Genomic DNA, 15,466 nt, shown 5'->3' with positions numbered 1-15,466 from the left:
CACCTTTGAGGACTAATCGATGACTTCGTTTTCCAGACGTTCGGCGCTTAAGGTACTCGGCTCCGTGGCGGCCACCTCCAGTGTGGGCTCCGCGGGCGTGACAAGGGCGGAGGATCAAGCCGCGCCGGCCAGCGGACATTGCACCTGGGGTAAGACGCACGATCGCGTGTGGCTGGGTGCGGCCTACTGGGCCAATCCGATGGAGGACTGGCGCGTCAAGCAAGGTGGCATCGAGTGCACCCACCGCGGCGGCGATCGCAACGTGCATTTGTTGACGCATCAGTTCACCAACCCCAGTGGCAAGCTCCTGATGACGGTCCGCGTGAAAGAACTCGATGCGGGAACCAGACCATCGGGCGCGGGGTTTCGCGTTGGCATCCGTAGCGATATCAACGAGTACAAGAGCAACGCGTTCGCGAAGAATGGCATCGCGTGCGGCGTGGTGGGCGACGAGCTAGTGATTGGTCAGTCGAAGAGCAAGCTGGCCAAAGGCACCGACACCTCGGATCTGAAGCTCAACCTCTTGGGCGCACCCGCCGGCAGTTCGTACAAACTCACGCTTACCGCTTTGGACCCTGACGACAACCAAGTCGGCAGCGTCGAGCGCACCGTGGCAGCCAATAAACTCTTGGGCAACGTGGCGGTGGTGTCGAACTTCGACGGCTCGACCGGGCCGAAGCAAGGTTCGCTCTATCGCTTCGAGGACTGGGGAGCCATTGGAGACGCATTCACCGTCTCACCTGAGCACCAGTTCGGGCCGCTGTTGTGGTCGATGTATACGCTGGACGATTCGTGCAGCAACGAAGGGTTCATCCTGAAGTTCACTGCGCTCACGGGACCTTTGGGCGAGAAGGACAATCACACGGTAGAGCTGTCGTGCGAGCAGCAGGGCGAGTGGGTCGACTATACGACCAATCTCGATACCGACGCTTGGACCGCCACGTTCAAGGTAGCTAACTGGGACGCATCGCAGGACACGCCGTACAAGCTGTCGTATCGCGAGAAGCATACCGATAACTCACAAACGATTCTCACCCGCACCGGCACGATTCGCGCAAATCCCTCCGGTCGGCCGCTGCGACTCGGCGCGCTGACGTGCCAGAACGACTACGCGTTTCCTTACGCTCCGGTGGCGGAGAACCTGGCGAAGCTCGACCCCGACATGCTGTATTTCTCGGGCGATCAGCTGTACGAAAACCACGGCGGCTACGGCATCGTCCGCCGGCCGGCCGATCGGGCGATCTTGAACTACCTGCGGAAGTACTACCAGTTCGGTTGGGCGTTCGGCGAAGTGATGCGCGACCGGCCGACCGTGGTGATTCCCGACGACCACGACGTGTTCCAAGGCAACATCTGGGGCGAAGGCGGCGCGCCGATGGGCCAAGGGAGCGCCAGCGACACCGGCGGCTACGCCCAGCCAGCGCGGATGGTGAACGTGGTGCATCGCACCTGCGCGAGCCACCACCCGGATCCCTGCGATCCAAAACCCTGCCAGCAGGACATCAGCGTGTACTACACCCGTTTGGTGTACGGCGACGTGAGCTTCGCCATCCTGGCCGACCGCCAGTGGAAGAGCGCGCCGACGCGGGTCGACACCGGCCCGGGCCGCGCCGATCACATCACCAGCGCCACGATCGATCCCAAGCAACTCGACGGGCCAGAGCTGGTGCTCTTGGGCGAGCGGCAGGAGGAGTTCCTCGACCAGTGGGCCAACAGCTGGGACGGGCACAAGCTCAAAGTCGTGCTCAGCCAGACCGTGTTTGCCGGCGTGGCGACGCACCATGGCAGCTTCGGCGGATTCTTGCATGGCGACCTCGACTGCGGCGGCTGGCCCCACTCGGCCCGCAACCGCGCGATCGAATTGATGCGGCCCGGCATGCCACTGCACATCAATGGCGACCAGCACCTGACGACCATGGTGCAGTACGGAGTCGACGAGCAGCGCGACAGTCCGTGGTCGTTCTGCACGCCAGCCATTGCGGTCGGCTACCCCCGCTGGTGGCGGCCCGACGACGTGGACATGCCACACGAGAACCGCCCTCAGCACGGCTTGGCGAACACCGGCGAGTACGTCGACGCGTTTGGCAACATGGCGTACGTGTACGCGGTCGGTAATCCCGAAGTAGGCCGCAAGCGCAACCGCTACGAGCAGGCCCATCAGAAAGGAAGCGGCTTCGGTCTGGTGACGATCGACACGGCGGCCAAGACCTACAAGTGCGAGTCGTTCCGATTCCTCATCGACGCTACCGATGGCAACACAGAGAACCAATTCCCTGGCTGGCCGGTGGTGATTCACCAACGCGAGAACGGAGGTGAGAACGTGATCTCATAGACTTGATCGTAGCTGGATTCGCAAGAATTCAGACGTAATGATTGTGCTCTGAATTCTTGCGAATCCAGCTACGAATGGCTTTCCCCCAGCACCGCAGGTCGCAACTCCGCGGCTAAGAAGAACGAACCCGTGATGCAGATGAGCCCAGCGGTGGGAGTGATCTCCTTCGCACGACTCCAAGCTGCCAGCGGATTCGTAACCACTTCGATGGCCACGTTGGGCGAAACGGTGCGGAACACTTCGGCAAGCTCCTCGGCCGGCACCACGCGGGGGTTGGTTTGGTACTCGGTGATGATCACCCGCTCGAACACGGGAACCAGCGACTCGGCGATCGCGGCGAAGTCCTTGTCCTTGCTGCACGAGACCACCAGCGTGCGTGGCACCTCGCACCGCGCGGCGAGCGTGGCGGACAGGGCGGCGGCGCTCGCAGCATTGTGCGCGGTGTCGATTACGGTGACCGGCTCGCCGGGCACCAGTTCCACGCGGCCGGGCACGCGGACTGTGCGGAGCGCATCGCGGCGGGCAGTCTCCGGCACTTGCCAGCCTTGGTGCACGAGCTCGTCGATCACCGCCAGCGACACCGCCGCGTTGGCCGCCTGGTGCTCGCCGGTGAGCGCGAGCCCGACGTTGTGGAGCGGAGGTTCGCCGGCGACCAGATAGTCGAGCGAGTCGCCCTTTTTGGAAGGATGGTAACGATACTCAAACTCCTGGCCCAACTCGATCAGTCGGCAGCCGTGGTTCAAGGCCACCCGGGCGATCACGTTGCGCGGCTCGGTGGGTACCACGCCCGAGACGACCGGTACGCCTGGCTTGATGATGCCGGCCTTCTCGCCGGCGATGCTGGCCAGCGTGTTGCCAAGTTGTTTGGTGTGGTCGAAGCTGATGCTGGTGATCACGCTCACCGCCGGCAAGCAGACATTGGTCGAGTCGAGTCGCCCGCCGAGGCCTACTTCCAACACCATGGCAGCGCACTGTTGCTGGGCGAAGTGCACCAAGGCGATGGCCGTGGTGATGTCGAAGAACGTCAGCCCGTCCTCCCCCGCTTCGGCGGCGCGGCGATCGAACTCGTCGACCACGGGGCGGACCGTGTCGACCAGCTCGGCCAGTTGCTCGCCAGTGGCCGCGATGCCATCGATGGCGAACCGCTCCTCGAGTCGCTCGAGGTGCGGCGAGCTGAACACTCCCGTGCGGTAGCCGGCCGCGGTGAGCATGGCGGCCACCATGGCCGCGGTGGAACCTTTGCCCTTGGTGCCAGCGATGTGAACGATGGGAGCCGCGGTGTCGGGACTACCGAGCGCGGTGACGAACTGCCGCATGCGGTCGAGCTTGAGCTGCCGCTCGCCGTAGGGGACGACCTGCGTGCGCTCGTAGTTGATCCGGCCCAACAGCCACTCGGCCGCCGCGTCGCGCCGCGGCTCGCCTGTCGTCGCGTGGTCGGGTCCGACGAGTTTCATGCTGGGACTACTCCGCGGGTGGTGCATCGGGGGTTAGTTCAGCATCGCAGGTTGATAGAGAGTTGGCCAGCGGGGCGGTTGTGCCAAGGATCCAGTACTTCGGCGCTAGTCCGAATTGCAGGCGGAGGGCTCAGCCACGGATTAACACTGATGAAACACGGAAACTCCGAATTCCATCCGCGGGCTGATGGCGGTCACTGTCTCGCTCCGGCGAGTGGGAAGGTTGCTCCTCGACCGCTTCGGGGTTGGCCCTCAATATTCGGGACGGCGATTGGCTCGCCGTTTGTTCGCGAAGAAACGCAGGGCCCACGCTGGGCTGCCAAGTTTCGCTCCTTCGGAGTAGTTCTAGAACTTGGCGTTAGACCCCTATCCGCCTTTCATCCGTGTTCATCCGTGGCTAAATCGGATCGATCCCCACCACCCCTTCGCTACGAGCCAAATCCGCACTTCAGCACCGCACGGAACTTGGTGTCGGCGGGAGTTGCAGGTACGATAGAAGTAGCTGCGAGTGTTGTTCTTCTCTCAAGTTCAGGAGCGACAGGCCGTGTCCGAGTCCGACGATCTATCCCGTGTTACTTCCGCCCACTCCGTGATGGAGGCCGCCCCCATTGTCGCCGCGCTGGAGCGGGCTGGCATCAAAGCGGTGACCGGCAATGCCAATTCGGCCACGATGATCCCCGAGGCGATGGGCGAAGTGGAAGTGCTGGTCGCCAACCACGACCTGCCGCGGGCGCTCACGCTCATTCAGTTGATCGAAGAGCACGGCACCGATGTCGACTGGTCGCAAGTGGATGTCGGCGAGCCGGAAGACTGAGGCGAATCGCACTAGACGTTGAACAGGAAGTGGCACACGTCGCCGTCCTGCATGACGTATTCTTTGCCTTCGACGCGGAGCTTGCCGGCATCGCGGATGGCCTTTTCGCTTTCGTACTGCACCAGTTCGTCGACCGCGTACACTTCGGCGCGGATGAACCCTCGCTCGAAGTCGGTGTGAATCACGCCCGCCGATTGTGGTGCAGTGGCGCCGATGGGAATCGTCCAGGCGCGGATCTCCTTCTCGCCGGCGGTGAAGTAGCTTTGCAGGCCCAGCAGCTTGTATGCCGCCCGGGCAAGCACGGCGAGCGCGGGCTCCTCGAGGCCCACGCTTTCGAGCATCTCCTGCCGGTCCGCTTCGTCCAGCTCGGCCAGTTCGGCTTCCAACCGCGCGCAAACCGGAACCACCTCGCCCCCTTCCTCGGCCGCCCGCTCCCGCACTCGCTGGACGTGCGGTCCGGTGCCCTCGAGGTCGTCCTCTTCGATATTCGCCACGTACAGCACGCGTTTGCTGGTCAAAAGTTGCAGCCCGGCGATCTCCTTGCGGAGCGCGGGATCTTCCTCCTTGCGGAGCGCGGGATCTTCGGGGTTCAGCGAACGGACCGGTTTGCCGTCGGCCAGTACGGTTTTGCACATCTCGAGCAGCTCGACGCGCCGCTTGGCGTCTTTGTCGCCCGATCGGGCGGTGCGGCGGGCTTTGTCGAGCGAGTTGTCGACCGACTCCAGATCGGCCAGCATCAGCTCGGTGTCGATGGTCTCGATGTCGCGGATGGGGTCGACCGAGCCATCGACGTGCGTGATGTCGTCGTCCTCGAAGCATCGCACGACGTGCACGATGGCGTCGACGTTGCGGATGTGCGAAAGGAACTTGTTGCCCAGACCCTCGCCCTCGCTCGCTCCGCGCACAATGCCGGCAATGTCCACCAACTGCAGCACCGCGGGGATGACTTTCTGTGTCTGGATGTACTTCTGAATCGTGGCCAGCCGCGCATCGGGCACCGGCACCGCGCCGACGTTCGGTTCGATGGTGCAGAACGGATAGTTCTCGCTAGCAATGCCGGCAGCCGTGAGCGCGTTGAACAGCGTGCTTTTACCGACGTTCGGAAGGCCTACGATGCCTGCCTCCATAGCGGGGAATCCTCTCGGGTGGGTGGCGGGTCCGCACGGGGCGGCGAGCAAAAAGTCGCAGTATATCGGTTTGCCTCACCGCTTGTCAGTGTGGCCGCGAATGCGGATAGCCAGCACCCACACGAGTGGCCATAATGAATAGTCCTTCCCCGATTCGTGCCCTCCCTCCGAGCCTAAAACTCGAGCCCCAGAACTGGAGTATCCGGTGATGTCTCGCCTTCGAATTCTGCATTTGCTGCTGGTGTTCTCGCTCGTGAGCTTCGTGCCGGCGACCGCGGCCGACGGTCCCGAATCGACCGCCGAGGACGCCCCCAAGGTCGAGATGCCCGAACCGCCCGTGGTCGACCCGCCCGCCGTAGAAGAACCAGCGGCCGAAGACGACAAGCCCGCCGAAGAGGCCAAACCGTCGGAGGAGATGAAAGAAGACAAGGACTCGGAGGAGAGCGAAGAGCCGAAGGAAGAGGAAGATGACGAAGAGCCCGAGCCGAGCCCCGGGCAGGCCGATTTGGACAAGGCCACGCAGCTCAAGCTCACCGCCGAAGATGGCAAGCAGATTAACGACGTGATCCAGCTGCTGGCCTCGGCCATGAAGAAGGGACTCGACGAAGAGAACGAAGCATTCGCCAAACAGATGCTGGCGTCGACGTTGATGGAGCGCGGACAGGGGCTGGCCGCGGTGCTGTTGGACCAGTCGCATGCTGGCGCCGCGCAGCAGGATCCGCGGTGGGGACAATTGCGGATGATCGCGCTGTCGGATCTGTCGAATGCGGTGAAGCTCGACCCCACGGAAATCACCGCCTGGGTGCTGATCGGTCGACTACACCAAATGCCGGGTGGCGACGCGAAAGCGGCCACGGCGGCCTACACCAACGTGATCGACGCCGAAGACGCCGAGGCCAAGTTGAGGGCCGAAGCCTACGCCCGTCGCGCGACGTTACAGAAAGAGCTGGACGATCGATTGGCCGACTTTGGTGGTGCCATCGAAGCGGATCCCGAGAACATCGCCTATCGCCTGCTGCGAGCCCGGCACTACTTCGCCACGCGAAAGCTCGACGAATCGCTGGCCGACGTGGACAAGGCAATTGAAATTAACAACGACGACTACACTTCGCACGAGCTGCGGGGCCTGGTGCTGCGTGAGCAAGGCAAAACCGAAGCGGCCTTCCGGGCGTTTGACCGCGCCGGCGAGATCAATCCCGACGCGCCGATGCCCTACCTGCAGCGGGGCGAGATGTACGGCAAGCTCGGCAACATGGAACAGGCCATCGACGAGGCCACCAAGGCCATCGACCGCGCCGAGTCGAACGAACTGGGCTACCTGCTGCGAGCCGACTTCTACCTGCGAGACGACCAGCCCGAGGCCGGTTTGGCCGACGCCGAGAAGGTGCTCGAAATGCGTCCCGGTTTCGCACCGGCCATCCTGCTGAAGGCTCGGGCCTATGAAGAAATGGGCCAGATGAAGCAGGCGTTGGGACAGCTCGAGGAACTGGCCGCGGCCGCCCCGCGAGTGGAACTCGACCTGCAGATCGCGCTGTATGCACTGCAACTGGAAATGCCCCGTCGCGCGATCGCCGCGCTCGATCGCGCGATCGAGAAGAAGTCGGACGACGCGATCCTGTACCGCTACCGGGGAGACTCGTACCTGAACATCGGCCAGCACATCGAAGCGGTGGCCGACTACGAAAAAGCGCTGGAAATCACGCCGGACGATTCGGGCGTGTTGAACAACCTCGCCTGGACGCTCGCCACCAGCCCTAACGACGACGTGCGCGACGGCAAACGGGCGATCGAGCTGGCCACCAAGGCTTGCGAACTAACCGAATACCAGGCCGCCCACATCCTCAGTACCTTGGCCGCTTCGTACGCCGAGACGGGCGACTTCGAGAAAGCCAAAGAGTGGTCGCAGAAGGCCATCGAACTGGACGACTCCGAGGACCACGCCCAGCTCGAAGACGAACTGGAGCACTACAAGCGGGGCGAAACGGTTCGCGAGAAACAGGAGAAAGACGCCGGCGAACGCGAAGGCGCCGAGGAAGAGCCCGCACCGAAGGACGACCACCGCGAACTCGAAAAACCCTCCGGCAGCACACCCGCACCGCGAAGAAGCATCGACTTCTAAGGCGATTCGTCGCGCGGCGGAGCGTAAACATCTGCCTCGTCGAAGCCCGGCAGCAGCATCTGTTGCTCGGATGCGCGGCGGGACTCGTAGCGTTGCTGGTAGCCCTCGGCCAGGTGCATGGTGACTTCCAGCACCAGCAGGTCCGCGCGGTTCATCACGTGCCGCGCGCTGCGGCGGCCGAGCCCGTGGATCATGCCTTCGAGCACCTCGACGTGCAGCGCGATCACTTGGTGAGCCGACACGCCGGCGTCGATCAGCACCTCGGTCAGGCGCTCCATTTCGTCGCTCAGGTTGCCAGAACCCATCACCACATAGGTCTGCAGCAGATCGCGGTAGTGGCTAACCAGTGCAGCCGGGAGCGCGGTCCGCGGCGCGCTGGATGTCGTCTCGGCCAGCGAACCGGCGATGCCCTCCGAGTGGTCCATCTCGCCGGAGTCGACCGCTTCCAGCTCGGTGAGTAACGTGCGTTGTTCCTGAAGCAGCCGCTCGGCTTCGGCGTGTTCAGCGGCCAGGCGTTGCCGCTCGGCTTCGACCATCCGCCGGTTTTCCCGCACCAGTTCGTACCGCCGGATCGCCCGGGCGAATTCCCACAGCAGGCATCGCGTGGTGGTTTGCTTCATCGAGCAGTACGCGTCGGCGCCGACTTCGTAGGCCAGCACCTCGAACGACTGCGGCGGCTCGACGCCCAGCACGATGATCGGCTCCTCGTGCCCGCCGGTGCGAAGCGCCTCGACGAAGTCGAGCGCGTCGAGCACGCCGGGCTCGTGAAACACAACGACCGCGTCGAACGCTTCGTCCCGGAGCAGCGCCAGGCCTGCGGTGACGCCGACCGTTTCCTTCAGGATCACCCGCGTGGCGTTGTCGGTGGCGAACGCTTCGGACAACCAGGTGCTGCTGCGGTGCAAAGTGGTGACGTACAGCAACTTCAGCCGATCGGGGATCCGCGGCGGCAAGTAGCGGGCGGGGCGGGGCGAAGTGGCGAGGGCGGTCATCGACGAACAACTCCGAACGGCCCGTGGCACGTCGCTCCGACATGGAGCGACAATCTTGGGCGCGACAACATTAGGTAAACTGCGACGACGAGTCAACGTCGACGCGAAAGCCCTCGTGCGGGTACAATCGACCGCCAGACGAATCCCATTCCCTCTGCTAGCAGACACAACATGCGAATTGCCTACCTCGACTGCGCCAGCGGAATCAGCGGCGACATGACCCTCGGAGCCCTGGTCGACGCCGGCGTCGATCTGGCCACGCTGCAAGCAGGCATCGACAGCTTGGGGCTGCCGAGTTGCCGCTTGGTGGCCAGCGAAGTGAAGAAGAAGGGCTTCCGCGCCACGCAGATCGTCGTGGAGCACGAACCCGAGCACGCCCATCGCCATCTGCACCACATCACCGAGATGATCGACCGCAGCACGCTCACCGATCGGCAAAAGCAGCTCGCCGGCGACATCTTCCTGCGACTCGCCAAGGCCGAAGCCAAAGTGCACGGCAGCACCATCGAGAAGGTGCATTTTCACGAAGTGGGCGCGGTCGACTCGATTGCCGACATCGTCGGCGCGGCGATTGGTTGGGACCTGCTGGGTGTCGACCGCGTGGTGGCCTCGCCGATTCCCACCGGCACGGGGTTCATCGAGATCGCCCACGGCCGCTGCGCGATCCCCGCGCCGGCCACCGCGGAGTTGCTCGCGGGTGTTCCGTTGGCCGACTTTGCTCCCGAGGGCGAGCTGACCACACCGACCGGCGCGGCGATCGTCACCACGCTCACCAGCGAGTTCGGCCCCGTGCCGGCGATGACCATCGAGACCATCGGGCTGGGGGCAGGGCAGAAGGATTTTGATCACGCCAACGTGCTGAGGCTGCTGGTCGGTGAGACCGCCGGCGCGGCTACCGGCGTGGAGACCGACAAGATCGTGCTGTTGGAGACCAACCTCGACGACACGCCCGGCGAGCAGATTGGCCACTGTGTCGATGCACTTTGGCAGGCGGGCGCGGTGGACGTATCGCTCACGCCACTGCAAATGAAGAAAAACCGTCCCGGCGTTCTGCTGGCAGTGCAATGCCCGCAAGACAAGGCCGATGTGCTGGAGTCGATCGTATTCCGCGAAACCACCACATTAGGCCTGCGGCGGCAATTGGTAGAGCGACGCATCCTCCCCCGCCGACAGATAGAACTAGAGACCCCGCTGGGCACGATCCAGGGCATGGTGGCCCAACTGCCGGACGGCGCGGAGCGATTCTCCGCCGAATATGAGAGCTGCCGCCAGGCAGCGGAGCAGAGCGGTGCGAAGCTGGCCGACGTATACGCAGCGGCTGCGACCGCGTATGCGGCCCAGAGCAAGGATTGAACTTGCACGAAAGGACTTAGGCAATGTTTGGCGATCAGTTCGTTCCCGTATTGATGTTCCTGTTGGGCATCGCGCTGCTCACGTCCATCCTGCTGCGTCGGACCTATCGGCAGCTTGGCCGCCGTCGCAAGGCGTACGACAGCCGCCCGATCGACGCCCAACCGCGCCCAAAGACAGAATGGGATGGTGCGAAGCACGACTCGATGGCAGTGATCGAAAAGCAGAAGGTGCAGCTCGAGCAAATGAGCCGCGACGTGAATGGCCAGCTCGACACCAAGATCATGATCCTCCGCGACTTGATCGCCCAAAGCGAGCAGCAAATCGCGCGGCTGGAAGAACTGGTGGGCGAAACGCAGAACGCGTGAGCTAGCCGCCAAGCGCTGCGGTAGTACTCGCGGCGCCGAACATCTGCCACAACTGCCACGCCACCACAACGATGCCCAGCGGCACCAGGTACCAGGCGAACACGCTCAGCGTGCCTTGACGCACGAAGCGAATCAGCAGCACCAGCGCCGCCCAACCGACCAGGAACGAGATCACAAATCCCACCGCCAGCACGCCCATCGGGGTGCTACTGCCGGCATCCAGCACGTCGAGCCCTTCCAACACGCCCGCTCCGGCGATGGCCGGAATGGCGAGCAGGAAAGCGAACGTGGCGGCCTCTTCGCGTTTCAGTCCGCACGCAATGCCCGCAGCGATCGTCGAGCCGCTTCGCGAAATGCCCGGCAGGAGTGCAAACGCCTGCGCGATGCCGATGAGCATCGACTTGCCGAAGCCAAGCTGCGTGTAGTCGTCGTCGCCCGGCTTGCGCCGCATGGCGAATACCAACAGCACGGCGGTCACCGGGAACATGCAGCCGGCCACCAGCACGTTCTCGAGCACGCCCGCGGTCACGTGGTCGTCGAGCACCTTCTTCAAGAACACGCCGACGATGGCCGCTGGGATGGTGCCAACCACCACGTACGCTGCCACCTGGCGATCGCGGGTGAGCATGCGAATGATCTCGCGTCGGTAATGCACTAGCACGGCCAGCAGCGTGCCCAGATGCAGAACGATGTTCACCTCCACCAGGTCCTTGGCCGGCGGGTAGCCGAGCTGCGTCAATAGCGCGTTGGCCACCACCAAATGCCCCGACGAGCTGACCGGCAGGAACTCGGTGAGACCCTGCACTATGGCGAGAATGATGACTTCGACCAGGCCCATAACGGCAGTATTCCAAACGGGAGCAAACACGGGGACGCTGTGGTAGGATAGCATGCCACACCGAATCAGGGCATGGCGGGCGATCGATGTTTCACTACGACAATGGGCTGAAAATCACGCGGGCCGGGCTGGGTGTGGACGTTCGGCGGCGCCAGCAGCGAGGTTTCGTTTCGCACGCCCACGCCGACCACATGGCACGCCACGAATGGGCGTACGCGACGCCGGCCACCGCGGCCCTGTATCGCCACCGCTTAGGCCCGAAGCTGGCGGTGCGCGAGATGCCGTACCGCAAGCCGCTGGAATTGGGCAGTGTCGAACTCACCACCTATCCGGCCGGACACTGCTTAGGTTCGGCCATGCTGCTGGCCGACGACGGACAGGAGCGGTTGCTGTACACCGGCGACTTCAAGCTCGGCGAGTCGCTCACAGCCGAAGCCGCCGAGTTGCCCACGGCCGACGTACTCGTCATGGAAACCACGTTTGGCTCGCCCCGCTACCGCATGCCGCCCCGCGAGGTGGTGATCGAGCAGTTGCTCGAAGTAATCCACACGGCATTTGCCGAGGGAAAAACGCCAGTGGTGCACGCCTACGCCTTGGGCAAGTCGCAAGAAGTCACGGCCATTCTCGCCCGGCATGGATTGGCCGTGTTACAGCACCGCGATATCGCTGCGATCAGCCAGGTGTACGAAACGCAGGGCGCAAGCTTGGGCAACTACGCCACGTACAGCGGTCACCCTCCGGCCGAGCACGTGGTAGTGACGTTGCCCCGCTCGATGAAAGGCTTCCGCCTGGCGGGCCTTGGCTCGGTGGTTTCGATCGGCGTGACCGGCTGGGCGATTCATCCCTCGACGCAGCATCGCTTGGGAGTCGACGTGGCGCTGCCACTCTCGGACCATGCCGACTTCGACGAGCTGCTCGAAGTGGCCCGCCGGGTCGAGCCCCGACGGATCTACACAACGCACGGTCCGCCGGGATTCGACCAACACCTGCGCGAAGCAGGTTTCGACGCGGTGCCGCTGGTGCCCGATCGCCAGCGACGGCTGTTTGCCTGATAGCAGTCACCTTGCGGGCTGGGCAAGCTGCGCGGGTGGCGATTCGCGACTTCTCGCTGATGGGTTGGGGTTGTACCGGCAGTGCGGGCGAGGCATGGCGCTCGGGGGACCGATTAGACGGCTTTTGCTGGTTTGCATGCTGCGGGCGGGTCGACTTCTAGCAGTACGGAGCGGCACATCGTGTGTCCGCCCGCCAATACGCGCTGCCAGATGGTCGCCCCCGAGACAGAACTCCCCATGCCCACATCGCGTCCAAGGCACAACCCGATCGGTCCCGCCGCGGCAGTTCTGCTCGTCACCGCGTGCGTGGCCCTTGGCATTCAATGCCTTCCCAGTGCGGACGAGCAGGCCTCGCAACGGCCGGAGAAGCCGCCAGCCGCTGAGCATCCACGCGCGGCCGAGCAGCTCCAGCCAATTCCCACCACGAGCGTCCGCCATACGGTCATCGCACCGTCGCGCCCGCACCGGCTTCCTCCGCCAGTGGAGCCAGCGACGCCTGCGGTGGAGGCCGCTCCGCTGCTGGAACTGCTCCCTCCGATCCCGCCGGAAGACCTCGCCGGCGATCAAGGTGAGAGTTTCGAGCCGCTCCCTGTGGTGGTCGAACCACAGCCGGAACCTGCCGAGCAGCAGCTTCTACAAGCGGACGCACCGCCCACCACCATCAAGCTGACGGAGCCCCGCCCGGCGGCAGTGGTCGCGGTGACTCCGAGTCGTGGATTCGAAGCGGCGGAGTTTGACGAAGACGCCCAGATCGTCGCCGAGACTTCGGTGGACGACCTGCTGGCATACTTTCCCGCGGAAAACGAACTGAGCAAGCAATTCCGACCGCGCGTGCAACAGACCTACACGCTGGCGCGCCACGGAGCGCTGCACGCCGCGCGGGCGCGGTTCGAGCAGTTGTTGCTCGAGTTGGCTCAGGCCAAGGACGCCTCGCAGATGACCAGCCGTCACACCCGCGCACTGGCCGCTGGCTTGCGGGCGATTGAAGAGGCCGACGAGTTTCTGCTCCGCGACACCACCACGACCACACCCCAGAAGATCGCCGCCGGCCATCAAACACCTATGCTGCACGAGCAGGCGGAGTGGACGCTGCCGCACGAGGCGGTGGCCATGTACCACTTGTACGCTCAGCAAAAACTGGCCCTGGCGGTCGAAGGCGAGCAGGCGGGATCGATGATGCTGTTCGGGCTCGGCAAGATCTACAGCCAGCTTTCCCAACGCGATCAGCAACCTCAAGCGGTGCGTAAGAGCCTGACCATGTATCGCAGCGCGGTGGGCGCGCACGCGGGAAATCACTTGGCGGCCAACGAAGCCGGCGTGCTGCTCGCTCGGGCAGGGCGCTACGAGCAGGCAGTTGGCATGCTCGAGCGGGCAAGTCAGTTGGCCGACTCGAGCGTGACGCACCGCAACCTGTCGTACGTCATGGCGAAACTCGATCGGCCGCAGCAGGCCGAATCGCACCGCGCCCGCGCCGAGCAGATTGCTCAATTAGAAATCGCCCACGGCCAGTTGTCGGCCGAGCGCGGCATCACTTGGGTGTCGCCCGACGAATTCGCCCGCCGCGGCGCGGGAGACAGCGCGGCCGCGGTGGCCTCGCGCCCCGTGCAGCCCACCCACCAAACTCCACCCACCGCAGCTCCACCCGCCACGGCGGCACGCCCCACATCGCAGTCGCCCACACACCCCATGTGGTGGTAAGTTCCCCCTCCGAAAATCGGTATGACACGCCCCAACAACTATCGCTGGATCCTTGCCACAGCTGCCTGCATAGCGGTCGTGCTGGGCATTCACACTGCGAATTCCGAAACGCCCCAGGTCGAATCGGACGACGATCAACCGATCTGCACAGCAACCGAGCCCTGCGTACAGGGCGAGATCACGCTGTGCCAGGCGTTGGGGCCTGCCGCGCCGCATTCGATTTGGTCGGTCGACAGCGCCACGGGCGGAAGCTGCGCGGAGGTGGGTTGGGACTCGCGCAGTTGTGGCAATTGGCAGACGTACGCCCAAGGCGAATACGTCGGCCACGCCCGGCTACCGCACGTGCCGGAGTACCGGCTGCGCGTGGGCGACCAGATGGCGATCTACTACCTGCGAACGCGGGAAGTGCTCGACCAGCCGTACAAGCTGGAGGTGGGCGACACGATCCGCGTCGAGTCGCTGACCGCCGGCGGAGGTGCTCCCTCGGACGGAACCGACGACACGACGACCGCCACCGACGACTTGAGCCGCCAGGTGATCGTGCAGCCCGACGGCACGATCACGCTGCCGCTGTTGGGGCAAGTGCACGCGGCGGGGCGTTCGATTCCGACGCTCCGCGACGATCTCGAAGAGCTGTACAAGAAGTACTACCGCGTGCCGGCGATCACGGTGACCGCGATTCGCATCGACACCCGCTTGGAAGACCTGATGGAGACGGTCGACGCGCGCGGCGGCAACCTGGGCGGTCGGCAGTTGCAGGTGACCGTCACGCCATCGGGCCGCATCAATCTGCCGGGTATCGACAGCGTGTATGTGCAGGGACTTTCGCTCACCGAAGCCAAGATGGAAGTCGACGCGCGCTACGCAGCCACCATCCCAGGCGTGCGCATCACCCCCGACCTCACCCAGCGGGCGCAGCGGTTCGTCTACGTGCTGGGCCAGGTGCAAACGCCGGGGCAGTTCGAACTCACCGGCCCCACCACCACCATGCAGGCTATCGCGCAGGCGGGCGGCTGGCGGGTGGGCGCGAATCTACGGCAAGTGGTAGTGTTCCGCCGCGCCGACGACTGGCGACTGATGGCCACGATGGTCGACCTCCGCGGCGCACTGTACGCCCGCCGTCCCGTGCCGGCCGACGAGATCTGGCTGAACGATTCCGACATCGTGCTGGTGCCGAAGAACCCCATCCAGATGGCCGACGAAGTGGTCGAGCAAGTCTTCACCCGCGGCCTCTACGCAGCGGTGCCGCTAGAAGTGCTGTGGGGACAGGGATTCGCAACGGTCAGTACGATCATCTCGCAGCAGTAGTCGTGCGGCCGATC

General features: G+C 64.3%; 12 protein-coding genes. 8 read left to right on the top strand and 4 right to left on the bottom strand.

All coding sequences use genetic code 11. The features are described from left to right. Window positions 1–19 precede the first annotated feature (19 nt). A complete protein-coding gene (locus tag ACQK2L_RS04210) occupies window positions 20–2,332 on the top strand; it encodes an alkaline phosphatase D family protein (protein WP_425395680.1) in 2,313 nt (770 codons plus the stop codon). Between the two features lie 68 nt (window positions 2,333–2,400). Here the strand turns inward: ACQK2L_RS04210 and ACQK2L_RS04205 are convergent, their stop codons facing one another. Beyond that, complete coding sequence (locus tag ACQK2L_RS04205) at window positions 2,401–3,786, bottom strand: bifunctional folylpolyglutamate synthase/dihydrofolate synthase (RefSeq protein ID WP_425395679.1); 1,386 nt, start codon at window positions 3,784–3,786, stop codon at window positions 2,401–2,403. A gap of 544 nt (window positions 3,787–4,330) precedes the next feature. Here ACQK2L_RS04205 and ACQK2L_RS04200 point away from each other — a divergent pair. Continuing rightward, window positions 4,331–4,600 carry a putative signal transducing protein gene (locus ACQK2L_RS04200; RefSeq protein ID WP_425395678.1) on the top strand — a complete coding sequence of 90 codons (270 nt, stop codon included), beginning with the start codon at window positions 4,331–4,333 and terminating at the stop codon, window positions 4,598–4,600. An 11-nt stretch (window positions 4,601–4,611) separates the two neighbouring features. Here ACQK2L_RS04200 and ychF read toward each other — a convergent pair whose 3' ends face one another. Then, the gene (gene ychF, locus ACQK2L_RS04195; protein ID WP_425395677.1) at window positions 4,612–5,727 is read right to left on the bottom strand and encodes a redox-regulated ATPase YchF; all 1,116 of its coding nucleotides are present in this window, start codon (window positions 5,725–5,727) and stop codon (window positions 4,612–4,614) included. 208 nt (window positions 5,728–5,935) lie between these two features. On the opposite strand from ychF, the gene ACQK2L_RS04190 reads away from it, so the two are divergent. Continuing rightward, entirely contained in the window at window positions 5,936–7,846 is a 1,911-nt protein-coding gene (locus ACQK2L_RS04190; RefSeq protein WP_425395676.1) for a tetratricopeptide repeat protein, read from the top strand. Here ACQK2L_RS04190 and ACQK2L_RS04185 read toward each other — a convergent pair. Then, the gene (locus ACQK2L_RS04185; RefSeq protein WP_425395675.1) at window positions 7,843–8,838 is read right to left on the bottom strand and encodes a hypothetical protein; all 996 of its coding nucleotides are present in this window, start codon (window positions 8,836–8,838) and stop codon (window positions 7,843–7,845) included. The two genes, ACQK2L_RS04190 and ACQK2L_RS04185, sit on opposite strands and share 4 nt — an antisense overlap. 171 nt (window positions 8,839–9,009) lie before the next feature. Here ACQK2L_RS04185 and larC point away from each other — a divergent pair, with 171 nt between their 5' ends. Together larC and ACQK2L_RS04175 are read left to right on the top strand one after the other, a co-directional pair. Beyond that, window positions 9,010–10,191, top strand: a complete 1,182-nt coding sequence (gene larC / locus ACQK2L_RS04180; RefSeq protein WP_425395674.1) for a nickel pincer cofactor biosynthesis protein LarC — start codon at window positions 9,010–9,012, stop codon at window positions 10,189–10,191. 23 nt (window positions 10,192–10,214) lie between these two features. Continuing rightward, window positions 10,215–10,556: a hypothetical protein gene (locus ACQK2L_RS04175; RefSeq protein ID WP_425395673.1), complete on the top strand. Its 342-nt coding sequence runs from the start codon at window positions 10,215–10,217 to the stop codon at window positions 10,554–10,556. 1 nt (window position 10,557) lies between these two features. Here ACQK2L_RS04175 and ACQK2L_RS04170 read toward each other — a convergent pair whose 3' ends face one another. After that, window positions 10,558–11,394, bottom strand: coding sequence for an undecaprenyl-diphosphate phosphatase (locus ACQK2L_RS04170; RefSeq protein ID WP_425395672.1), 837 nt, complete (start codon window positions 11,392–11,394; stop codon window positions 10,558–10,560). A gap of 86 nt (window positions 11,395–11,480) precedes the next feature. Here ACQK2L_RS04170 and ACQK2L_RS04165 point away from each other — a divergent pair, with 86 nt between their 5' ends. From ACQK2L_RS04165 to ACQK2L_RS04155, 3 genes are all read left to right on the top strand, one after another. Further along, window positions 11,481–12,446 (top strand): MBL fold metallo-hydrolase, encoded by a 966-nt coding sequence (locus tag ACQK2L_RS04165; RefSeq protein WP_425395671.1) that lies wholly within the window; start codon window positions 11,481–11,483, stop codon window positions 12,444–12,446. 237 nt (window positions 12,447–12,683) lie between these two features. Further along, window positions 12,684–14,144, top strand: coding sequence for a hypothetical protein (locus ACQK2L_RS04160; protein ID WP_425395670.1), 1,461 nt, complete (start codon window positions 12,684–12,686; stop codon window positions 14,142–14,144). Window positions 14,145–14,165: 21 nt separating this feature from the next. Further along, a complete protein-coding gene (locus ACQK2L_RS04155; RefSeq protein ID WP_425395669.1) occupies window positions 14,166–15,452 on the top strand; it encodes a polysaccharide biosynthesis/export family protein in 1,287 nt (428 codons plus the stop codon). Window positions 15,453–15,466: the final 14 nt, after the last annotated feature.

Source organism: Aeoliella sp. (assembly GCF_965227375.1).
Lineage (GTDB): Bacteria > Planctomycetota > Planctomycetia > Pirellulales > Lacipirellulaceae > Aeoliella.
The sequence above is the reverse complement of the archived record's forward strand: the minus strand, read 5'-3'. Positions and strand labels throughout refer to the sequence as shown.

Coding starts and splice junctions, on each gene's coding strand:
- ACQK2L_RS04210 (WP_425395680.1), top strand. CDS start 20: ATGACTTCGTTTTCCAGACGTTCGGCGCTTAAGGTACTCGGCTCCGTG.
- ACQK2L_RS04205 (WP_425395679.1), bottom strand. CDS start 3,786: ATGAAACTCGTCGGACCCGACCACGCGACGACAGGCGAGCCGCGGCGC.
- ychF (WP_425395677.1), bottom strand. CDS start 5,727: ATGGAGGCAGGCATCGTAGGCCTTCCGAACGTCGGTAAAAGCACGCTG.
- ACQK2L_RS04190 (WP_425395676.1), top strand. CDS start 5,936: ATGTCTCGCCTTCGAATTCTGCATTTGCTGCTGGTGTTCTCGCTCGTG.
- ACQK2L_RS04185 (WP_425395675.1), bottom strand. CDS start 8,838: ATGACCGCCCTCGCCACTTCGCCCCGCCCCGCCCGCTACTTGCCGCCG.
- larC (WP_425395674.1), top strand. CDS start 9,010: ATGCGAATTGCCTACCTCGACTGCGCCAGCGGAATCAGCGGCGACATG.
- ACQK2L_RS04175 (WP_425395673.1), top strand. CDS start 10,215: ATGTTTGGCGATCAGTTCGTTCCCGTATTGATGTTCCTGTTGGGCATC.
- ACQK2L_RS04170 (WP_425395672.1), bottom strand. CDS start 11,394: ATGGGCCTGGTCGAAGTCATCATTCTCGCCATAGTGCAGGGTCTCACC.
- ACQK2L_RS04165 (WP_425395671.1), top strand. CDS start 11,481: ATGTTTCACTACGACAATGGGCTGAAAATCACGCGGGCCGGGCTGGGT.
- ACQK2L_RS04160 (WP_425395670.1), top strand. CDS start 12,684: ATGCCCACATCGCGTCCAAGGCACAACCCGATCGGTCCCGCCGCGGCA.
- ACQK2L_RS04155 (WP_425395669.1), top strand. CDS start 14,166: ATGACACGCCCCAACAACTATCGCTGGATCCTTGCCACAGCTGCCTGC.